Source organism: Lysobacter sp. 05T417 (genome assembly GCF_056396405.1).
The window spans coordinates 288,201-306,812 of record NZ_JBFTLK010000005.1 but is presented as its reverse complement, the minus strand read 5'-3'; the positions used below and the strand labels follow the sequence as shown (position 1 = coordinate 306,812).

Below are 18,612 nucleotides of genomic sequence, written 5' to 3'. Positions count from 1 at the left end.
GGAGTTCCGTCGAATCAGGGGTTGTGGTCAGGGGGCAGGTTCGTCAGGGACATTGGCTTCGATCAACTGCGCGAGCAACGTCAACGATTCCTGCCAGCCCAGGTAGCAGAACTCCACCGGGATCATCGCCGGGATGCCTTCCTGCACCACGTTGAGTTCGGTGCCGCACAGGACCGTCTTCAGCGTCACGGTGACCTGCATCTGGCCGGGCATGTTCGGGTCTTCGAACTCATCGACGTAGCGCAGCAGTTCTCCCGGCACCAGTTCGAGGTACTTGCCGCCGAACGAATGACTCTTGCCGGTGCCGAAGTTGGTGAACGACATGCGGTAACTGCCGCCCACCTTCGCGTCCATGTGATGCACCTTGCCGGTGAAGCCGTGCGGCGGCAGCCACTTGGCCATCGCGTCGGGATCGAGGAATGCACGATAGACGCGTTCGGCGGGCGCACGCAGTACGCGGTGGAGGCGCACGGTTCCGGTGGCTGCTGTCATTTCCGTATCTCCTTGCTGTCGGGGACTGCGGGGAATTGCGGGCGGCGGGTGGCGGCCTCAGGCCGCCTGCGCGGACTCCAGGAAATCGTTGGCGAAACGCTGCAGCACGCCGCCGGCGTCGTAGATCGACACTTCCTCGGCGGTATCGAGGCGGCAGGTCACCGGCACTTCGACGCGTTCGCCGTTGCGGCGGTTGATCACCAGCGTCAGCTGCGCGCGCGGCGTGCGCTCGCCGATGACGTCGAACGTCTCGGTGCCGTCGATGGCCAGCGTGGTGCGGTTGGTGCCCGGCAGGAACTCCAGCGGCAGCACGCCCATGCCGATCAGGTTGGTGCGGTGGATCCGCTCGAAACCCTCGGCGGCAATCGCCTCGACGCCGGCCAGGCGCACGCCCTTGGCCGCCCAGTCGCGCGAGGAACCCTGGCCGTAGTCGGCGCCGGCGATGATGATCAGCGGCTGGCGACGCTCCATGTAGGTTTCGATCGCCTCCCACATGCGCGTGACCTGCCCGTCCGGCTCGATCCGCGCCAGCGAACCCTGCTTCACGTTTCCGGCCTCGTCGCGGACCATCTCGTTGAGCAGCTTCGGGTTGGCGAAGGTGGCGCGCTGCGCGGTCAGGTGGTCGCCGCGGTGGGTGGCGTAGGAATTGAAGTCCTCTTCCGGCAGGCCCATCTTCGCCAGGTACTCGCCGGCGGCACTGTCGGCCATGATCGCGTTCGACGGCGACAGGTGGTCGGTGGTGATGTTGTCGCCGAGCACGGCGAGCGCACGCATGCCGCTGAGGGTGCGCTCGCCGGCCAGCGCGCCTTCCCAGTACGGCGGACGGCGGATGTAGGTGCTCTGCGGGCGCCAGTCGTACAGCGGGCCGACCTTTTCGCCGTGCATCTGGCTGATGCGGAACATCGGCTCGTACACCTGGCGGAAATGCTCCGGCTTGACGCTGCTGGCGACGATCGCGTCGATCTCCTCGTCGCTCGGCCAGATGTCCTTGAGCGTGATCGCGTTGCCGTCGGCGTCATGGCCGAGCGCATCGCGTTCGATGTCGAAGCGCACCGTGCCGGCGATGGCATAGGCCACCACCAGCGGCGGCGAGGCCAGGAACGCCTGCTTGGCGTACGGATGGATGCGGCCATCGAAATTGCGGTTGCCCGACAGCACCGCCGTTGCATACAGGTCGCGATCGATCACTTCCTGCTGGATCGCCGGATCGAGTGCGCCGCTCATGCCGTTGCAGGTGGTGCAGGCGAAGGCGACGATGCCGAAGCCGAGCTGCTCCAGCTCCGACAGCAGGCCGGCCTCTTCCAGGTACAACTGCACGGCCTTGGAACCTGGCGCCAGCGACGACTTCACCCACGGCCGGCGAACCAGTCCGCGCGCGTTGGCGTTGCGCGCGATCAGGCCGGCGGCGATGACATTGCGCGGATTGCTGGTGTTGGTGCAGCTGGTGATGGCGGCGATGATCACCGCACCGTCGGGCATCTGCCCGGGCACGTCCTGCCACTCGCCGGCAATGCCGCGTGCGGCCAGGTCCGAGGTCGGCAGGCGCTTGTGCGGGTTGGAAGGTCCGGCCATGTTGCGCACCACCGTCGACAGGTCGAAGGTGAGTTCGCGCTCGTACTCGGCGTTCTTCAGCGCATCGGCCCACAGGCCGGCCTGCCTGGCGTAGGTCTCGACCAGTCTGATCTGCGCGTCTTCGCGGCCGGTCAGGCGCAGGTAGTCGATGGTCTTGTCGTCGATGAAGAACATCGCCGCGGTCGCGCCGTATTCCGGCGCCATGTTGGAGATCGTGGCGCGGTCGCCCAGGGTCAGCGCCGATGCGCCTTCGCCGTGGAATTCCAGGTACGCGCCGACCACCTTGGACTGGCGCAGGAACTCGGTCAGCGCCAGCACGACGTCGGTGGCGGTGATGCCGGGCTGCGGCTTGCCGGTGAGGTTGACGCCAATGATGTCGGGCAGGCGCATCCACGAGGCGCGACCAAGCATCACGCTCTCGGCTTCGAGGCCGCCGACGCCGATGGCGATCACGCCCAGCGCATCGACGTGCGGCGTATGGCTGTCGGTGCCGACCAGCGTGTCCGGGAACGCGACGCCGTCGCGCGCATGCACCACCGGCGACATCCGCTCCAGATTGATCTGATGCATGATGCCGTTGCCCGGCGGAATCACGTCGACGTTGCGGAACGCCTTCTTGGTCCAGTTGATGAAGTGGAAGCGGTCTTCGTTGCGGCGATCCTCGACAGCGCGGTTCTTGGCGAACGCGTCCTTGTCGAAGCCACCGTATTCCACGGCCAGCGAGTGATCGACGATCAGCTGCGTCGGCACCACCGGATTGATCTGCGACGGGTCGCCACCGCGCTCGGCGATCGCGTCGCGCAAACCGGCCAGGTCGACCAGCGCGGTCTGGCCGAGGATGTCGTGGCAGACCACGCGCGCCGGGAACCACGGGAAGTCGAGGTCGCGGCGACGTTCGATCAGCTGCGTCAGGTAGGCATCGAGCATGTGCGGCTCGGCGCGGCGCACCAGGTTCTCGGCGTGCACGCGCGAGGTATACGGCAGCCGGTCGTAGGCGCCGGGCGCGATCGCCTCGATCGCGGCGCGTGCATCGAAGTAATCGAGCGCGGTGCCCGGGAGCGGCTTGCGGTGTTGGGTATTCATGGCGGCTGCTGGGTCTTCGTCGGAGTGCGACAGCGACACTCCTTCGCGGGCCCGCATCGTGAGGCCATGCGGAGCCCGGTCTGGCAGGTGCGCTGAGGCCGGGGAAATCCCGGCACCGGCGATTATCCCGCAATTGATGGGGGGCCGGACCCCCCATTTCTGGCTGGAACGCGGACAGCGGGGGGCGCCGGGGCCCCCGAGCCGCTTCTCAGCGCAGCTGGTCGCGCAGGTCGACCAGTGCCTGGTCGGTCGAATCGACGCGGATCAGCCCCATCCGCGGGTACTCGATCTCGATGGTCACGTACACCGTCAACGACAGGATCGTGGCGAACACGAACATGTGCAGCCAGCTGCGATCGGGATTGCGCGAAGTGGCATAGCCGACCAGCAGCCCGGCGATGAGGCACAGGCTGCCCAGCAGCCAGTAGACGACCCGCGGTGGATGATTGCGCGTGGCCGCCACGCGCGTGTCGGTGATGTCGAACATCTCGGTCAGCGAGGTCACCATCAGTGTCATCGCCGGCCCCGGGGTCTCCACTCGCTTGCATGCGCTCACGGCCTTCAACCAGATCTGCCGTTGCAGCGCCGCGTCGCTGCCCAGACGCGCCGCAGTCGCGACCCGGTCCTCGACGTTGCGGTACGTCACCAGGCGCGCTTCCAGGTAGCGCCGGAACAACGCCCGCAGCTCCGGCTGCGCATCGGCCGGCAGCAGGTCCAGGCGCAGGTAGGCGGTACCTATCGCGTTGGCTTCGTCGGCGACCAGGCGGCGGCGGTCATCGAAGCGCGACGCCGCACCGAAGAAGGTGAAGGCGATCAGCAGCGCCAGCAGGCCGAACACCGCACCTTCCGCGGCTTCGGCGCCCTTGGTCAGCCCACGTCCCTCGCGCGCCAGATGGGCGATGCCAACCCGACGGCCCAGCTCGACGAACAGCAGGATCCCGGCGAACAGGCCGAGCGAGAACAGCACTACCTGCGATGCGAAGCCCACGCTCGCCGCTCCACGGTGCAAGCCCCGCAGTCTTCGCGGCCCCGCATTACGCTGTCGTGAAGTCGGCCAGCGCCGTCAGTCGGCGACGCGGATGACCAGCTTGCCGAAGTTCCGGCCCTCGAGCATGCCGATGAACGCCTCGGGCGCATTCTCCAGCCCGTCGACGATGTCTTCGCGCAACTTCACCTTGCCCGCGGCGACCCAGGCGCTCATCTCGCGGTAGAACGGCGCGAAGCCGTCGGCGTAATGGTCGAGGATGATGAATCCCTGCGCGCGGATGCGCTGGCGCAGCAGCAGCCCCATCAGCAGCGGCAACCGGTCCGGCCCGGGCGGCAGCTTCTGGTCGTTGTAGTGCGCGATCAGCCCGCATACCGGCACGCGTGCGCCGATGTTGAGCAGCGGCAGCACGGCATCGAGTACTGCGCCGCCCACATTCTCGAAGTAGACATCGATGCCGTCCGGGCAGGCCTGCGCCAGCTGCTTGGCGAACTGCGGATCATTGCGGTCGATGCAGGCATCGAAGCCGAGCTCGTCGAGGACGTAGCGGCATTTGTCGGCGCCACCGGCGATGCCGACGGCCCTGGCACCCTTGATCTTCGCGATCTGGCCGACGACGGCGCCCACGGCGCCGCTGGCGGCGGCGACGACCACAGTCTCGCCGGGCTTGGGCTCGCCGATGTTCAGCAGCCCGTGGTAGGCGGTGAAGCCGGGCATGCCCAGCACGCTCAGCGCCAGCGACGAATGGGCGGCATCGCCCAGTCGCATCAGGTCGCTTCCGTCCGAGATCACATAGTCCTGCCAGCCGGCGCCGCCGAGCACGAGGTCACCCTCGGCGAACTTCGGATGGCGCGATGCGACGACGCGATTGACCGTGCCGCCGACCATGACATCGCCCACCTCGGTGGGCGGTGCGTACGAGGGCGCATCGCTCATGCGGCCGCGCATGTAGGGATCGAGCGAGAGATACAGCGTGCGCAGCAGCACCTGGCCGTCTCCAGGCGTCGGTACGTCGAGTTGTTCGAGGCGGAAATCCTGCGTCGTCGGCGCACCCTTGGGGCGCGAGGCAAGGGCGATACGGCGGTTCACGTTGGCGGTCTGCGGCATGGAAGGCTCCGATGGCGATGCGACAGTCGCTGCCGCGATCAGGCCGACATCTTATGCCCGTCTCTCGCCAGCCGGTCCGCGACACTGTGTTGCACAAACGTACGGGCATGCGTGTACGGCCATGCATGCGTCTTGTGCCCATCACGCAGGCATCACGGCCGCGTCGCTGTATTGACCCACATTGCTGGGCCACATTGCTGGACCACATCCCTGAACCACACTCCCCCGCAGGTGAGTCCGTCATGAAATCGTTGCTCATTCCGATCGCCTTCGCCGCTTCCCTGCTCGCCTTTGACGCCGAGGCGAAGTTGCCGCTGATCAACGCCACCTGCCCGGGCAAACTGGATGTCCACGTCGACCAGGGCGGCCCGGTCTATGTCAACGGCAAGGAAGCCAAGCTCAAGGTGTTCAACGACAACGCCTACGAGGCCAAGGACGCGGCAACGGGAACGACCATCTCGATCACGATCAATCCCGACGGCACACCCGATGTCTCGTACACCGGCAAGGCCCGCGCGAACGGCATCTGCACGGTCGCCAGCTCCGAGGTTGCCGAACCCGCGGCGGCCGCGCCCACGCCTGCGTCGGGCGAGTCGCATCCGGGCTCGGAACAGGCCTGCCTGGCCGCCGTGTCCAAGAAGGTCGGCATTGCCAGCAACAAGCTTTCGGTGATCGAGTCGATGGGCAGCGAGGCCGGCATCTCGGTGTCGGTGAAGGTACCTGGTGCCCAGGCGCCCTGGGCCTGCATGACCGACCAGAAGGGCAAGGTCTGGAACGTCAGCTACACCGGGTCCGAAGGCAAGCTGTGAGCGACCTGCCAGGAACCGGCAATGGCCTCACGGCAGTCACGGCAGTCACGGCAGTCGCGTCAATCGCGGCAATCGCGGGCGAGGCCCGCACGCGTTCTCGCCGTCGCGGTGATCGGCCTGCTGGCTGCGACCGCGGCCGCTGCACAGACCGCTGAGCCCCCCGAAGAAGCACCGCCAGCGGCGGACTCCTCATTCTTCCTGTGGACGGATACCAGCCTCACGCTGCTCGCGTACGGCAAGGGCTTCGCGGTCGACCCCGACGAGCAGTCGACGTTCACGCTCGAGCATGCGCACGAGTCGAAGATCGGCGACTTCTTCATGTTCATCGACTTCACCGACTTCCACGGCGAGCCCGCGACCGACTCGACCTGGTACGGCGAATTCGGTCCGCGCCTGAGCTTCGGCAAGATGCTCGACAAGGACCTGTCGCGCACGCTGTTCAAGCACAGCCTGTTCGAGATCAAGGATGTACTGCTGGCGATGCAGTACGAGCGCGGTGAGGACCCTGACCTGGCCGAGGCCGCCCTGCTCGGCCTGGGATTGAACCTGGACGTGCGCAAGGAAGGCCCGCTGGGCGGCATGGGCAAGTTCAACTACGTGCAGTTGAACTTCTATGGCCGCGCCGAACTCACCGAGAACACCCGGCACGGTTTCCACGACATGCAGGTCACGCTGGCAGCCAGCTATCCATTCCAGATCGGAGGCGCGAAGTTCCTCGTGGATGGGTACTTCGACTGGGTCACCGGTCTGGGCTCGGAGGACTGGAGCTACCACCTCAACCCGCAGATCAGCTGGGACGCCGGTGCGGCGATGTGGAACACACCGGGCAAGTTCTTCATCGGTGTCGAAGTGGACCTGTGGTGGAACAAGTACCAGATCGTCAATTCGCCGTCCTTCGACACCAACCAGGATGCCGTGAGCGTCATGCTCAAGTACCACCTGTAGCGCGGCGGCGATCAGGGTTCCGGCGTTCCGGTGTCCTTGTCGCCCTGGTCGAGCTGCGAGCGCGCCGTGGCGGCGAGGGCCTGGTACTTCGCCTTGAACTCGTCGAGGCTCATCTCCTCGAGCTCTTCCAGGTCCAGCAGCGCGTTGTGCGCGCCCTTGGTCGCGCGGATCAGCTCGTCCAGTTTCACCTGGATCGCTTCGGTGTCGCGGTTCTGCGTGTTCTGGATCAGGAAGACCATCAGGAAGGTGATGATCGTCGTGCCTGTGTTGATCACCAGCTGCCAGGTGTCGCTGAAGCCGAAGATCGGGCCGGTCACGATCCACACGACGATCAGCAGTGCCGCGAAGGCGAACACCCGTGGCCGGCCGCAGAAATGCGACGCAGCCTTTGCGAAGCGGGAATACCAGGACGTGTTGCGCATCGGGGAAGCCTCGTTCTTCTGCAACGGCATTCGCCCGACCCTAGCAGATAGGCCGTGGACGCCCCGCACGGGGGCGTCGGGACACACCCGTGCGTGCTAGCGGACCAGCAGCAGCGCCGTGCCGGTGAGGGCCAGCGCGGCCGTCCATGCATGGGGCCTCGTTGCCGCCCCCAACAGACGAGGATGCAACGCGGCGCCCCGGCACACGCCGGCGGCGATGGCGCCGGTCGTGGCCAGCATTGCCAGCATGTGGACGCTGACGGCGGCCAGCGCCAGTAGCGCCGAACCGGAGGCGGTGATCTCCCGCGCCGGCGAGTTCGACAGGCACAGTGGCACCAGTGCCGGGACCAGCATCAGGCCGGCGCCGTGGGCGGTACTCATCAGGCAGGACCACAGCGCGATGCCGGTCTGGCCGACGCGCCTGCCGACGGCGATGTTGGCGCCGTGGGTTTGCGGCACGGCGCCGCGTAGCCAGCGGTAGAACGCCACAGCGACCAGAACCGCGCCGGCCACTGCCTGGACCCGCGTGCGATCCATCAGGATGCCCTGCGTCACCGCCAGGACCACGATGACGATCGAGGCGGCGTGACCGATCGCGATCGGCAGCAGGGCCCGCCGCGACTGCGCGCCATCGCCGGCGCGCAGCCCCAATGCCGCAGCAAACATCCAGCCATTTGCCGGACTCGCGCCGTGCAGCGCGCCGAGCCCGGCAACGGCCAACCATGGCCATAGCGTTTCCACGACGCGGCCTGCCGGCAACCCGGACTCAGGACTGCCCGCAGTCGCATCCGGCCGCGGCCGGAACCGGCTTCGCTGGCGATTGCACGTCGTAGCGGTCGTGGTGACGCACCCATTCCATGGGGTAGTCCAGGCCGTCCTCGTCGCGCCCCTTCGGAGTCAGCTCCAGCAGGTTGTAGGTGTGCATCATCACCTCCACGCCGCGGCCGTAACGCGAGTACGTATGGAAGACATCCCCCGCCTCGTCGCGATAGAAGACGCTGATGCCCGGCGCTTCTTCATGCGGGAATGGCTGGCGGACGTAGTTGTAGTCGACCTTGCCGCTGGTCATTTCGTCCTGGGTGAAGTTGACGCCGTAGTCGTGGTTGAAGTCGGTGCCATGCGACGACACCCACTTGAACTGCCAGCCCATGCGCTGGCGGAAGCGTTCGATGTCGGCCAGCGGCGCGCGCGACACGGCCAGGAAGGTGACGTCGCGCTGGGCCAGGTGGATGTTGGCGCCGTCGTTGTGGTCGGCCATGTAGGAGCAGCTCTTGCAGCCCTGCTCCCAGCCCGGTGCGAACATGAAGTGCTGCACCAGCAGCTGGCTGCGTCCGTCGAACAGTTCGGCCAGCGTGCGCGGGCCATCGAGCGTGTTGAAGATGTATTCCTTGTCGACCTTGATCCACGGCAACGAGCGGCGCTCGCGTGCGATCTGGTCCTGCAGGTAGGTCAGTTCCTTTTCGCGTAGGAGCAGCGCCTTGCGTGCGGCGATCCATTGATCCGGCGACACGACGGCGGGGGCGCGCGTGTTCGCTTGTGCGATTGCTGCGTTCATGAGTGGTTCCTCGGCCCGTTGGGCCATGATCGGTGATGCGTGGCGACCAGCGGCGTGCGGGCAAGCCGCGCCCGTATCCGGTGGTTGCACCGGATGGGTACCTGCAGGGGGTACGCGATTGCGTTGTTGCGTGCGTCAGCGCGACGGGGCACAGCCCGTGGCGCGTTCTACGCCGTGGCTACTTGCGTGGCCGGCGCACGGCACGGACCGTTCCGCCGGGTCCGCCGCCGCAATAGAACAGGTCGGCGCCGTTCGACTCCAGGCCACTGACCCCCGCGCCAGGCGGCATCTCGAGCCGCTCCAGGACAGTGCCGCTGGCCGGATCGATGTGCCGCAGTTCGCTTTCGTCGCCGTCCCAGACGCCGTGCCAGAGCTCGCCGTCGACCCACGTCACCCCGGTGACGAACCGGTTGGATTCGATGGTGCGCAAAATGGCGCCGGTTTCAGGATTGATCTGGTGGATCTTGCGATCGCGGTACTGCCCGACCCACAGGCTGCCTTCGGCCCAGGCCATGCCCGAGTCACGACCGCCGCCGGGTGCGGGGATCGAGGCGACCACCGCGCCGGTCGCCGGATCGATCTTGTCGATGCGCGCCTCGGCGATCTGATAGAGGTGCGTGCCGTCGAAGGCCGTGCCCGCGTCTGCGGGGCAATCGATGGTGCGCTCCACCTGCCCGCTGTCCGGGTCGAAGGCCAGCACGCTGGGACCGGTGGCGGCCCACACGCGGTGGCCGTCGTAGGTGACGCCGGCGATGTTCTCGGCGCCGTCGAACGGGCCGTACTCGCGGACGATCTCCGCGGCGCGCGCCGGCACCTGCTCTGTCGTCTTGTCGGTGGTGGCGAGGGTGGGGGACATGGCGTGGCTCCTGTTGGCGCCGGTCTTGGCGCGTAGGGTCAATCTACTCAGGCGGCAGCGCGGCAGGGAGTAACAAGATCGTCGTGAATCCGACCAGAGGCGGCGCCAGCCAGCGCTGCGCGCGGGCGCGACCGATCGACCGCACCTGTCCGCCGGCTTCCAGTTCGACCAGCGCACGCTGCACCGTGCGCTGGCTGTCGCCCAGGGCCAACGCCAGCGCCGAGGTGGACCAGGCGGCGCCATCGGCGAGCAGCGCCAGCAAGGACGCCTGCTCGCCATCGATGGGCGGCACGAGCACGACGACGGCCTGCCCGGCGCGTGGCGCGAGCGCGAAGCCGCGCGCAGTGGTTTCGATGTCCACCAGCGGCGACACCAGCGCGCGCAGGCGACCGATTTCCACGCGCAGCCGCGCCCGGTGCGTTTCATCCGGGTGGCGTGTACGGAACACGCGCGCGATCAGCGTGCTGCGTTCGACATCACCGGGCCAACCTTCGGCCAGTGCACGCAGCAATGAGAACAACACCGGCCGCCGCGCCATCGGTTGCCAGTGCTCAGCGGCGCGAAGGCCACGTCGGCAGGCATCGACGACCAGCGTGGCGGAGGCCACCAGTGCCTCGACCTCGTCCAGTCGCAACGGTTGCTCGTGGCCGGCGTGGATGCTGCGCGCGGCGGCGCGATCGAGCCCGGCACGCGCCTCGACCACCTCGGCGATGAGCGCGGGCACGCCTGCGCGTTGTGCCGCGTCGAGGGCGCGCTGCAGCGCTGCCCGCGCCACCGCCGTGCGCAGCGATCGCAACGCCACTTCGGCTGTCGCCAGTTCGGCCACCGCTCGCAGCGATGCAGACAGGCCTTGCAGATCCAGTGCGGCCAGCGCCGTGGCGGCTTCGTCGAGGCGACCGAGCAGGAGCTGCCGGCGTATCGCGATCAGGCGCGCCTGCATGGCGTTGGCGTGATCGGCGCGCGCGGACAAGGTCTGTTCCGCCTGTGCGAGCGTGCGCGGCGAACCGCCCAGGTCGCGCATCGCGAGCGACACCTCGGCCTCGGCGACAACACAGCGCGCGCGCGCAAGTTCCTCGCGACTGCCAAAACCGCGGGCGGCAAACCGCAGCAGTTCGCGCGCGCGCGGGTACTCGCCGAGCTGCGCCATCGCGATGCCGCGCAGGGCCAGCGCCGGCGGGTCATCGCGCAGCGCCACGCGCTTGAGCGCGCCGAGCGCGTCGCCGGCGACCAGCGCGCGCCCGGCGGCGGCAATCAGGGAGTCCATCGCGACAGGCTAGGCCACCCCCAGCCGGAACGACAACTGGTCCGGCGTGAAGGAGCGCAGGAAGTCTTCCGCGTCGAACGCCTCGGCCAGTGCCAGCGCACCGGCGCGATTGAAGTCGCCCTTGAGTATCTGCTCGGCCGCTTCGGCCACCAGTGGCGCGGTCACCGCATAGATGTCCTGGCCCCAGGCGACCGCGCGCGGCGATCCCTCACTGCCACCTGCCCTGACCTCCATCGCGAACGTCTGCGCCGACCGGCCCTGCGCATCGACCGCGGTCGGCGTTGGTGTGGCGTCGTTGCGGACGTCGGCGAGCGAGGTGCTGTTGAGGTATGCGCGCAGGTTGCCGACATCGAGGTGGCGCGAGATGGTGATGATCTCCGAGAACGGCAGTTCGTCCATCGCCTGCACGCCGTGCGGCGCGTCGAACGTCCATTGCGTCCGGCTTGCGGGCACCGGCATCGGCACCAGTTGGCCGTTGTCGAGGACCACGCGCGGAACGCGATTGCGCTCGCCGGTCCTGCGCGTTCCTTCGGTCGGCCACCAGCGGTCGAGCGCGACGGCAACGGTCAGGTCGTCGACGCGGTCGGCGCCCACCAGCGCAGTGGCCAGCAGGTCGGCCAGGCCGCCGTAGAACCCTGCCGCCGGGATGACCGCGACGCCGGCCGCGCGTGCCGGTTCGTCATAGCGTTCGAACGTGGCCTGGGCACTGGCCTGCTCGGCCGTGACATCAATGTAGGACGCGCCGGCACGCAGCGCCGCTTCCACCAGCGGCGAGGCGGTGTCGAGGAACGGACCGGCGCAGTTGATCACCACCGCGCAGCCTTGCAATGCCCGGTCGAGCGCATCGGGGTCGTCGATTGCGGCCACCCGCCCGGTGACGCCCGCGGGCAGCCGGGCGGCATCGCGCCCGACCGCGACCACGCCCAACCCACGTCGCAGCAGTTCGGCGACGACGAATGCGCCGGTATGGCCGGAAGCACCATAGACGGCAACAACTCCTTTGTTTCCAGCCATTTCACTTCTCCCTATGAGCAAGCAATCAGTGAGCCATCAGCGATGCGGGGCGCGTCGAAGAGACGCTACAGACCTGTCTGTTCTTGCCAAGGTACAGACCGGTCTGTAGTGTGTCAACCACAGAGTTCACCGGACCCGACCCCATGGCTGCCACCCCTACCCGATCGCCCAAGGCGCGGGCCGCCGAACCGCTGGACGTGCGCGAACGGGTCCTCGAATGCGCTTCCGGCCTGTTCTATCGCCAGGGCGTGCGCGCGGTCGGCGTCGACCTGGTGGTGGCCCAGGCCGGCGTGGCCAAGACCAGTCTGTATCGACACTTCCGCACCAAGGACGATCTGATCGTCGCGTTCCTGGAGCGCGAGGACATCGACTTCTGGTCGACCTGGGATGCCGTGGCCGCCCAGCATGCCGACGACCCGGCTGGCGAACTGGCTGCCCATATGCGCTGGATTGGCGAACGCCTGTCGCGTTCGAACTATCGCGGCTGCCCGCAGATCAACGTCTCGGCCGAGTTCCCCGAGCCCGACCATCCGACGCGGCACGTGGCACGCGCGCACATGCAGGGTTTGCGCTCGCGGCTCGGCGCGATTGCAAGGCGACTGCACGTGTCCGATCCCGATGTCATGGGCGCGCAGCTGGCGCTATTGGTCAACGGCGCGTTCGTAAGTTCCGAACTGCTCGCCGGGGAGGACGCGACGCGCATCCTGTTGCAAGCGGCAACGGCGATGGTCGATGCGGCACGGTCGTCGGCGCGATAGCGCGCGTCCCAGCAACCGGCTGGATCCAGCACGTGTCCCGCCTATGCCGTGAAGTCATCGTGAAGCCGGCCCCCTTTGGACCGGCGCAGAATAGCCTCTCGCACGTATTCAGGGGGCTGCCATGTCCGACCAGACCGACGACACCGCCACGATCCAGGCGCTGCTCGATCGCCTCGTGCATTTCCGCCTGCCCCGCGCCATGGCGATCAAGAAGCGCGTCGACAACGGCGAACGCCTCACCGATTCCGACATCACCTTCCTCAAGACTGCGCTGACCGACGCCCAGGACGGACAGAAGTACGTGTCGCGCAATCCGGAATTCCAGGGCCTGGGCGAACAGATCGCCTCGCTCTACAACGAGATCGTCCGCAAGGGCATCGAGAACGAAAAGAACGCCTGACCGCAGTCCCGCGCAGCGGAGCAACGACCATGAAGCCTGGCAAACGCGATGACGGCAGTTCCGCGGAACCGGAACGGATGAAGCGCAAGCAATACGAGGCCGAGCTCGAAAAGCTGCACGTGGAGCTGGTCAAGCTGCAGATGTGGGTGGTGGAGAAGAAGCTGAAGGTCTGCGTCGTTTTCGAGGGACGCGACACTGCCGGCAAGGGCGGCACGATCAAGGCGATCACCGAACGTGTCAGCCCGCGCGTGTTCCGCGTGGCGGCACTGCCGGCGCCGACCGATCGCGAGAAGAGCCAGATGTACTTCCAGCGCTACATGCAGCACCTGCCGGCCGCGGGCGAGGTCGTGATCTTCGACCGCAGCTGGTACAACCGCGCCGGCGTCGAGCGCGTGATGGGCTTCACCTCGGAGGCGAAGGTGCGCAGGTTCCTGCGGACCGCGCCGCTGCTGGAGGCGGCGATCGTGCAGTCCGGGATCATCCTGCTCAAGTACTGGCTGGAAGTCAGCGACGAGGAGCAGACGCAGCGGCTGAAGGACCGCGCCACCGACGGCCGCAAGTTGTGGAAGCTGTCGCCGATGGACTTGAAGTCGTATGGCAGGTGGTACGACTATTCGCGGGCGCGCGACGACATGTTCGCCGCCACCGACTCGCCGCACGCACCGTGGTACGTGGCGCGCACCGACGACAAGCGCCGCGCGCGCCTGAACATCATCCGCCACATCCTCGACAAGGTTCCCTACGAAGAACTCCCGCGCGAGAAGTTCCGCCTGCCCAAGCGGCAGAAGCGCGGCGACTACGTCGAACCGGACTATCCGTACAAGTTCATCAGGGAGCAATACTGACGCCGCCGTGACATTTCCCAGGAGCTTGCAGGCATGAACGGCTGGACGCGCTGGCTACCGGGACTGCAGGTCATCCGCGATTACCAGGCGGCCTGGCTGCCGCGCGACATCATGGCCGGACTGGTGCTGACCACGATGCTGGTCCCGGTCGGCATCGCCTACGCCGTGGCCTCGGGCGTGCCGGGCATCTACGGCCTCTACGCCACCATCGTGCCGCTGCTCGCCTACGCCCTGTTCGGGCCGAGCCGCATCCTGGTGCTGGGGCCGGACTCTTCCCTGGCCGCGGTGATTCTCGCCGTCGTGCTGCCCCTGTCCGGCGGCGACGCCGCACGTGCCGTGATCATCGCCAGCCTCATGGCGGTGGTGTCAGGGCTGGTGTGCATCCTGATCGGCGTGTTGCGGCTGGGCTTCGTCACCGAGCTGCTGTCCAAGCCGATCCGCTACGGCTACATGAACGGCATCGCTTTCACCGTGCTGATCAGCCAGCTGCCCAAGTTGTTTGGTTTTTCGATCGAGGGCCATGGACCGCTGCGCGACCTGGTGCAGATCGCGCAGGCAATCGCCGATGGCAAGCCCAACTGGACCGCGTTCGCGGTCGGCGCCGCCACGCTGGTGGTGATCCTGCTGCTCAAACCGTGGAAGCGGATTCCCGGCCTGCTGATCGCGGTGGTCGCGGCCACCGTGGTGGTCGGTGCGTTCGGCCTGGACGTCAGCGCCGGCGTGAAGGTGCTCGGGCCGCTGCCGCAGGGCCTGCCGATGTTCGTGCTGCCGCTGATCGAACCGGCCCATCTGGCGCAGATAGCCATTGGCGGCTGCGCCGTGGCAATGGTGGCATTCGCCGATACCAGCGTGCTGTCGCGCACCTATGCGGCAAAGACCGGCGTCAACGTCGACCCGAACCAGGAAATGATCGGCCTGGGTGCGGCGAACCTGGCGGCGGGGCTGTTCCAGGGATTCCCGGTCAGCAGCAGTTCCTCGCGCACGCCTGTGGCCGAAGCCGCCGGTGCACAGACCCAGCTCACCGGTGTCGTCGGTGCACTGGCCGTCGCCCTGCTCCTGCTGGTCGCGCCGAACCTGCTGCAACACCTGCCAAGCAGCGCGCTGGCGGCCGTGGTGATCGCCGCGGCAATTGGCCTGTTCGAATTCCAGGACCTGCACCGCATCTTCCGCATCCAGCCATGGGAGTTCTGGCTGTCGATCGCCTGCTTCGTCGGCGTCGCGGTGTGGGGCGTGATACCGGGCATCGGCATCGCCATCGGCATCGCCGTGCTCGAGTTCCTCTGGGACGGCTGGCGCCCGCACCACGCCGTGATGGGACGGGTGGCGGGCATCCGCGGTTTCCATGACATCAGCCGCTACCCGCAGGCGCGCCTCGTCCCGGGCCTGGTGCTGTTCCGCTGGGATGCGCCACTGTTCTTCGCCAATGCCGAGCTGTTCCATCAGCGCGTGCTCGACGCCATCGCAAAGTCACCCACGCCGGTGCAGCGGATCGTGATCGCCGCCGAACCGGTGACCAGCATCGACGTGACATCGGCCGACATGCTCGCGGGGATGGAGACGGCCCTGCGCGAGTCCGGCATCGAGATGCGCTTCGCCGAGATGAAGGACCCGGTCAAGGACAAGCTGAAGCGCTTCGAGATCCTCGAGCGCTTCGGCACGCCGTACCCCACCATCGGTTCCGCGGTGGATGCCTACGTCGAGGAACACAAGGTGGAGTGGAAGCCGTGATGCGGCTTGCACACGCACATCACTGCGTCCGTTCGGGCAACTTCCAGTCCGGCCGGATGAAATGGCAGGTATATCCCTCGGGATAGCGCTCCAGGTAGTCCTGGTGCTCCGGCTCAGCCTCCCAGAACGGACCCGCCGGGACAATCTCGGTGGTGACCTTGCCGGGCCACAGGCCCGATGCGTCGACATCGGCGACGGTGTTCTCGGCCACGCGCTTCTGCGAATCGCTCGTGTAGTAGATGGCCGAGCGATAGCTGGCGCCGACGTCGTTGCCCTGGCGGTTCTTCGTGGTCGGATCGTGGATCTGGAAGAACAGCTCCAGGATCTGGCGATAGCTGATCACGGCCGGGTCGAACACCATCTCGATGGCTTCGGCGTGCGAACCGTGGTTGCGATAGGTGGCGTTGGGCACATCGCCGCCGGTGTAGCCCACGCGCGTGGACACCACGCCGGGATAGCGCCGCAGCAGGTCCTGCATGCCCCAGAAGCAGCCGCCGGCAAGGATGGCGGTCTCGGTTGCAGTGGTCATTCCGGTCATCTCCACAGTGGCCTGGTCGGACGCGGACATCGCGCCGCCAGGTGGTTGCTAGATGTGGGCCGCGGGCGGTGGTTCAAGGCGGGAGCGGCCAATTCGGCACCGTTTCGGGCCGCTGCCGCCCTAGAGGTCGTAGGACAGCAGGTCGTAGCCGGTGGCCGCGCGCACCACGCGCTGGTGGACGAACGAGCCGCTGCCGCCGTTGGTCAGCACCACGATGCCGCGCCGCCGCTGTGCGTGGCCCACCGCGAAGTTCTTGAAGATGCCGCCGTTGCTGCCCGAGTGGTAGAAGACCGGGCCGTCGCGGGTCGGCTCCATGTTCCAGCCCAGGCCCTTCTGCGTCCAGCGACCGGGCAGGTTGATCTGCGGCGTGAGCATGGCCTGGCGCGTGCTCTCGGTGATCTCCCATGGCGCGCGTTGCCTGCGCGCCATCATCAGCGTCAAGAACGTCGCGTAGTCCTGCACGGTGGTGCGAAGGCTCGCCGCCGCGTTGGCGAGAATGTCGCCGGGCCACGTGACCAGTCCGGACGGTGCGAGCGCCATCACTTCGGGCAGCGCACGTTCGGCGTCTTCGTACTTCCATGCGGACAGCGGCTTGCCCCAGCGGTCGGCGACCCGCTGGGCGATGCTCCACTGCTCGCGGAACATCTGCGGCGGCATCCCTGCTTCGGTCTGATCGTGCGCGCGATGGCCGTAGACCGAGCGCGCGGCAAGATCCGCATTCCAGGTGTAGCTGCTGTCGTTCATGCCGGCCGGGGCGAACAGGTGCGTGCGCATCGAGTCGTCCAGGCTTTGGCCGGTGATCGACTCCACCGCCAGCTGCAGCCAGAAGATCGCCTCGCCGGAATAGTCGATGCGGGTGCCGGGCTTGACCATTGGCACCAGCTTCTCCGTCGCTGGCGTCGTGCGCCAGTTCGGCAGGCCGGTGGTGTGGCGCAGGACATCGCGCGGCGTGATCAGATCGATCCACGGATGGTCGGCCAGGTAGGCGGGACGCCGGTACTGCACCAGCGGGCGATCCAGATCAATCAGGCGCTGGTCGACGAGCTGCATGACCAGATAGGCGAACACCGGCTTGCTCAGCGAAGCGTCCTCGAACACCGTGCGCGCATCCACGGGCGCGCGGGTCATCGCATTGGTTACACCGAAGCCGCGGCTCCAGGCCAACGCGCCGTTGTCGACCACGGCAATGCCCACCCCGGGGACGGCGAACGCCTGCATGATCCGCGGCAGCTCGGCGAGAAATGCGTCGTCGGGAATCCAGGCGCTGTCCGCGGTCTTGCACGGAGCAGCGATCGCGAGACTGGAAGGCAGCACGCCGACGGTACCGAGCGCGGCAGCGTGGGCGATGAAGCGACGGCGGTCTGGATCAGGTCGGGTCGGCATTGCCGCATTGGATACGTAGACGGCCGTTGCGGCAAGAGGGCGTGGGGGCTATCCCTCGAAGCGCGTTGTCCCTTCGCGATCGCGCTCGTAGTGCCTGGCGAGCGGGAATCGCGGCAGCCAGGACTCACGGCGGATGGTCCAGCTTTCGTACGTCGGCACGAGCTGATCAGGGGCGTCCAGCGAGCCCAGATTCACTTCGACTTCGTCGCCGGATCGGCCGAAGACGGTGGAGCCGCAACGGGGGCAGAAGTGCCGGCCGGCGTACTCGCGCGTTTCACCCTCTATCGAAACTGCGTCCTGGGGGAAGATTGCGGACGCATGGAAGAGCGCGCCGTGGTGTTTGCGGCAGTCGAGGCAGTGGCAAAGGCCTACTCGGTACGGGAGGCCCGACGCTACAAGTCGGACGTCGCCGCAGAGGCAACCGCCGGTGAAGTGCTGCATGGTGTGCCTCCTCTGAATCAAGGATGCTCGATTTCTGGCCCGAACCGGGTGGGTCGCATGTAGCGCCGCATCAACGCCAGAGCCGCGCCGAAGGTGATGATGAGCGAGGGTACGATCCATCGCCAAAGCCCCGAGAACATCCCGGGCCCGTGCAGGATGCTGTCGTAGTAGCTCCGATCAAGGAGCGCATAACCGTGCGGTACGAACACGGTGATGATGGGCGTTGGAACCGGTGCGGCAACCAGCGCGAAAGCCAGGGCGAGCGCCGTGATGGCCCAGCGGGAACGGAACGACCGGCGCCGCATCAAGCGGGCTGCGACAAAGAAGACCAGCAGGATGGGAGCGGCCAGGATCGCCCACAGGGGCAGCAGCACCATGAGCATTGTCAGCATGTGCAACAGTTCCTCCATGGCCA

The 18,612-nt window shown here is 67.3% G+C and carries 20 protein-coding genes; 6 read left to right on the top strand and 14 right to left on the bottom strand.

The annotated features are described in order from the left end of the window. Window positions 1-27: 27 nt before the first annotated feature. The 4 genes from AC1DER_RS11005 to AC1DER_RS10990 form a co-directional block, all read right to left on the bottom strand. Window positions 28-492, bottom strand: a complete 465-nt coding sequence (locus AC1DER_RS11005; RefSeq protein ID WP_477245751.1) for an SRPBCC family protein — start codon at window positions 490-492, stop codon at window positions 28-30. Window positions 493-549: 57 nt separating this feature from the next. Beyond that, on the bottom strand, window positions 550-3,147 hold the full coding sequence (gene acnD, locus AC1DER_RS11000; protein ID WP_477245749.1) for a Fe/S-dependent 2-methylisocitrate dehydratase AcnD: 2,598 nt from the start codon (window positions 3,145-3,147) through the stop codon (window positions 550-552). 208 nt (window positions 3,148-3,355) lie between these two features. Beyond that, window positions 3,356-4,135, bottom strand: a complete 780-nt coding sequence (locus tag AC1DER_RS10995; RefSeq protein WP_477245747.1) for a bestrophin-like domain — start codon at window positions 4,133-4,135, stop codon at window positions 3,356-3,358. A 75-nt stretch (window positions 4,136-4,210) separates the two neighbouring features. Beyond that, window positions 4,211-5,239 (bottom strand): NADP-dependent oxidoreductase, encoded by a 1,029-nt coding sequence (locus AC1DER_RS10990; RefSeq protein ID WP_477245745.1) that lies wholly within the window; start codon window positions 5,237-5,239, stop codon window positions 4,211-4,213. Window positions 5,240-5,481: 242 nt separating this feature from the next. Between AC1DER_RS10990 and AC1DER_RS10985 the strand changes: the two genes are divergently transcribed. Together AC1DER_RS10985 and AC1DER_RS10980 are read left to right on the top strand one after the other, a co-directional pair. Beyond that, entirely contained in the window at window positions 5,482-6,048 is a 567-nt protein-coding gene (locus AC1DER_RS10985) for a hypothetical protein (protein WP_477245743.1), read from the top strand. 21 nt (window positions 6,049-6,069) lie between these two features. After that, window positions 6,070-6,993 carry an outer membrane protein OmpK gene (locus tag AC1DER_RS10980; RefSeq protein ID WP_441815354.1) on the top strand — a complete coding sequence of 308 codons (924 nt, stop codon included), beginning with the start codon at window positions 6,070-6,072 and terminating at the stop codon, window positions 6,991-6,993. 11 nt (window positions 6,994-7,004) lie between these two features. Here AC1DER_RS10980 and AC1DER_RS10975 read toward each other — a convergent pair whose 3' ends face one another. The 6 genes from AC1DER_RS10975 to AC1DER_RS10950 form a co-directional block, all read right to left on the bottom strand. Further along, a complete protein-coding gene (locus AC1DER_RS10975; protein WP_477245741.1) occupies window positions 7,005-7,415 on the bottom strand; it encodes a low affinity iron permease family protein in 411 nt (136 codons plus the stop codon). Window positions 7,416-7,511: 96 nt separating this feature from the next. Beyond that, entirely contained in the window at window positions 7,512-8,156 is a 645-nt protein-coding gene (locus tag AC1DER_RS10970; RefSeq protein WP_477245739.1) for a hypothetical protein, read from the bottom strand. A 25-nt stretch (window positions 8,157-8,181) separates the two neighbouring features. After that, on the bottom strand, window positions 8,182-8,970 hold the full coding sequence (locus AC1DER_RS10965; protein WP_477245737.1) for a DUF899 domain-containing protein: 789 nt from the start codon (window positions 8,968-8,970) through the stop codon (window positions 8,182-8,184). Window positions 8,971-9,148: 178 nt separating this feature from the next. Continuing rightward, window positions 9,149-9,826, bottom strand: a complete 678-nt coding sequence (locus AC1DER_RS10960) for an NHL repeat-containing protein (protein WP_441815358.1) — start codon at window positions 9,824-9,826, stop codon at window positions 9,149-9,151. Between the two features lie 43 nt (window positions 9,827-9,869). After that, the gene (locus AC1DER_RS10955; RefSeq protein WP_477245735.1) at window positions 9,870-11,090 is read right to left on the bottom strand and encodes a helix-turn-helix domain-containing protein; all 1,221 of its coding nucleotides are present in this window, start codon (window positions 11,088-11,090) and stop codon (window positions 9,870-9,872) included. A gap of 9 nt (window positions 11,091-11,099) precedes the next feature. Then, window positions 11,100-12,104: a saccharopine dehydrogenase family protein gene (locus tag AC1DER_RS10950; RefSeq protein ID WP_477245733.1), complete on the bottom strand. Its 1,005-nt coding sequence runs from the start codon at window positions 12,102-12,104 to the stop codon at window positions 11,100-11,102. Window positions 12,105-12,247: 143 nt separating this feature from the next. On the opposite strand from AC1DER_RS10950, the gene AC1DER_RS10945 reads away from it, so the two are divergent. The 4 genes from AC1DER_RS10945 (at window position 12,248) to AC1DER_RS10930 (ending at window position 15,835) form a co-directional block, all read left to right on the top strand. Continuing rightward, window positions 12,248-12,862, top strand: a complete 615-nt coding sequence (locus AC1DER_RS10945; RefSeq protein WP_477245731.1) for a TetR/AcrR family transcriptional regulator — start codon at window positions 12,248-12,250, stop codon at window positions 12,860-12,862. 121 nt (window positions 12,863-12,983) lie between these two features. Continuing rightward, on the top strand, window positions 12,984-13,262 hold the full coding sequence (locus AC1DER_RS10940; protein WP_441815362.1) for a hypothetical protein: 279 nt from the start codon (window positions 12,984-12,986) through the stop codon (window positions 13,260-13,262). A gap of 29 nt (window positions 13,263-13,291) precedes the next feature. Continuing rightward, a complete protein-coding gene (ppk2, locus tag AC1DER_RS10935; protein WP_477245728.1) occupies window positions 13,292-14,107 on the top strand; it encodes a polyphosphate kinase 2 in 816 nt (271 codons plus the stop codon). A 33-nt stretch (window positions 14,108-14,140) separates the two neighbouring features. Next, window positions 14,141-15,835 carry a SulP family inorganic anion transporter gene (locus AC1DER_RS10930; RefSeq protein WP_441815364.1) on the top strand — a complete coding sequence of 565 codons (1,695 nt, stop codon included), beginning with the start codon at window positions 14,141-14,143 and terminating at the stop codon, window positions 15,833-15,835. A 19-nt stretch (window positions 15,836-15,854) separates the two neighbouring features. On the opposite strand, the gene msrA is transcribed toward AC1DER_RS10930, so the two are convergent. The 4 genes from msrA to AC1DER_RS10910 form a co-directional block, all read right to left on the bottom strand. Next, window positions 15,855-16,364 (bottom strand): peptide-methionine (S)-S-oxide reductase MsrA, encoded by a 510-nt coding sequence (gene msrA, locus AC1DER_RS10925; RefSeq protein WP_477245726.1) that lies wholly within the window; start codon window positions 16,362-16,364, stop codon window positions 15,855-15,857. Between the two features lie 129 nt (window positions 16,365-16,493). Beyond that, window positions 16,494-17,756 (bottom strand): serine hydrolase domain-containing protein, encoded by a 1,263-nt coding sequence (locus tag AC1DER_RS10920; RefSeq protein WP_477245724.1) that lies wholly within the window; start codon window positions 17,754-17,756, stop codon window positions 16,494-16,496. A gap of 48 nt (window positions 17,757-17,804) precedes the next feature. Then, window positions 17,805-18,197 (bottom strand): GFA family protein, encoded by a 393-nt coding sequence (locus AC1DER_RS10915; protein WP_477245722.1) that lies wholly within the window; start codon window positions 18,195-18,197, stop codon window positions 17,805-17,807. Between the two features lie 17 nt (window positions 18,198-18,214). Then, entirely contained in the window at window positions 18,215-18,607 is a 393-nt protein-coding gene (locus AC1DER_RS10910; RefSeq protein ID WP_477245720.1) for a hypothetical protein, read from the bottom strand. Between the last annotated feature and the right edge of the window lie 5 nt (window positions 18,608-18,612).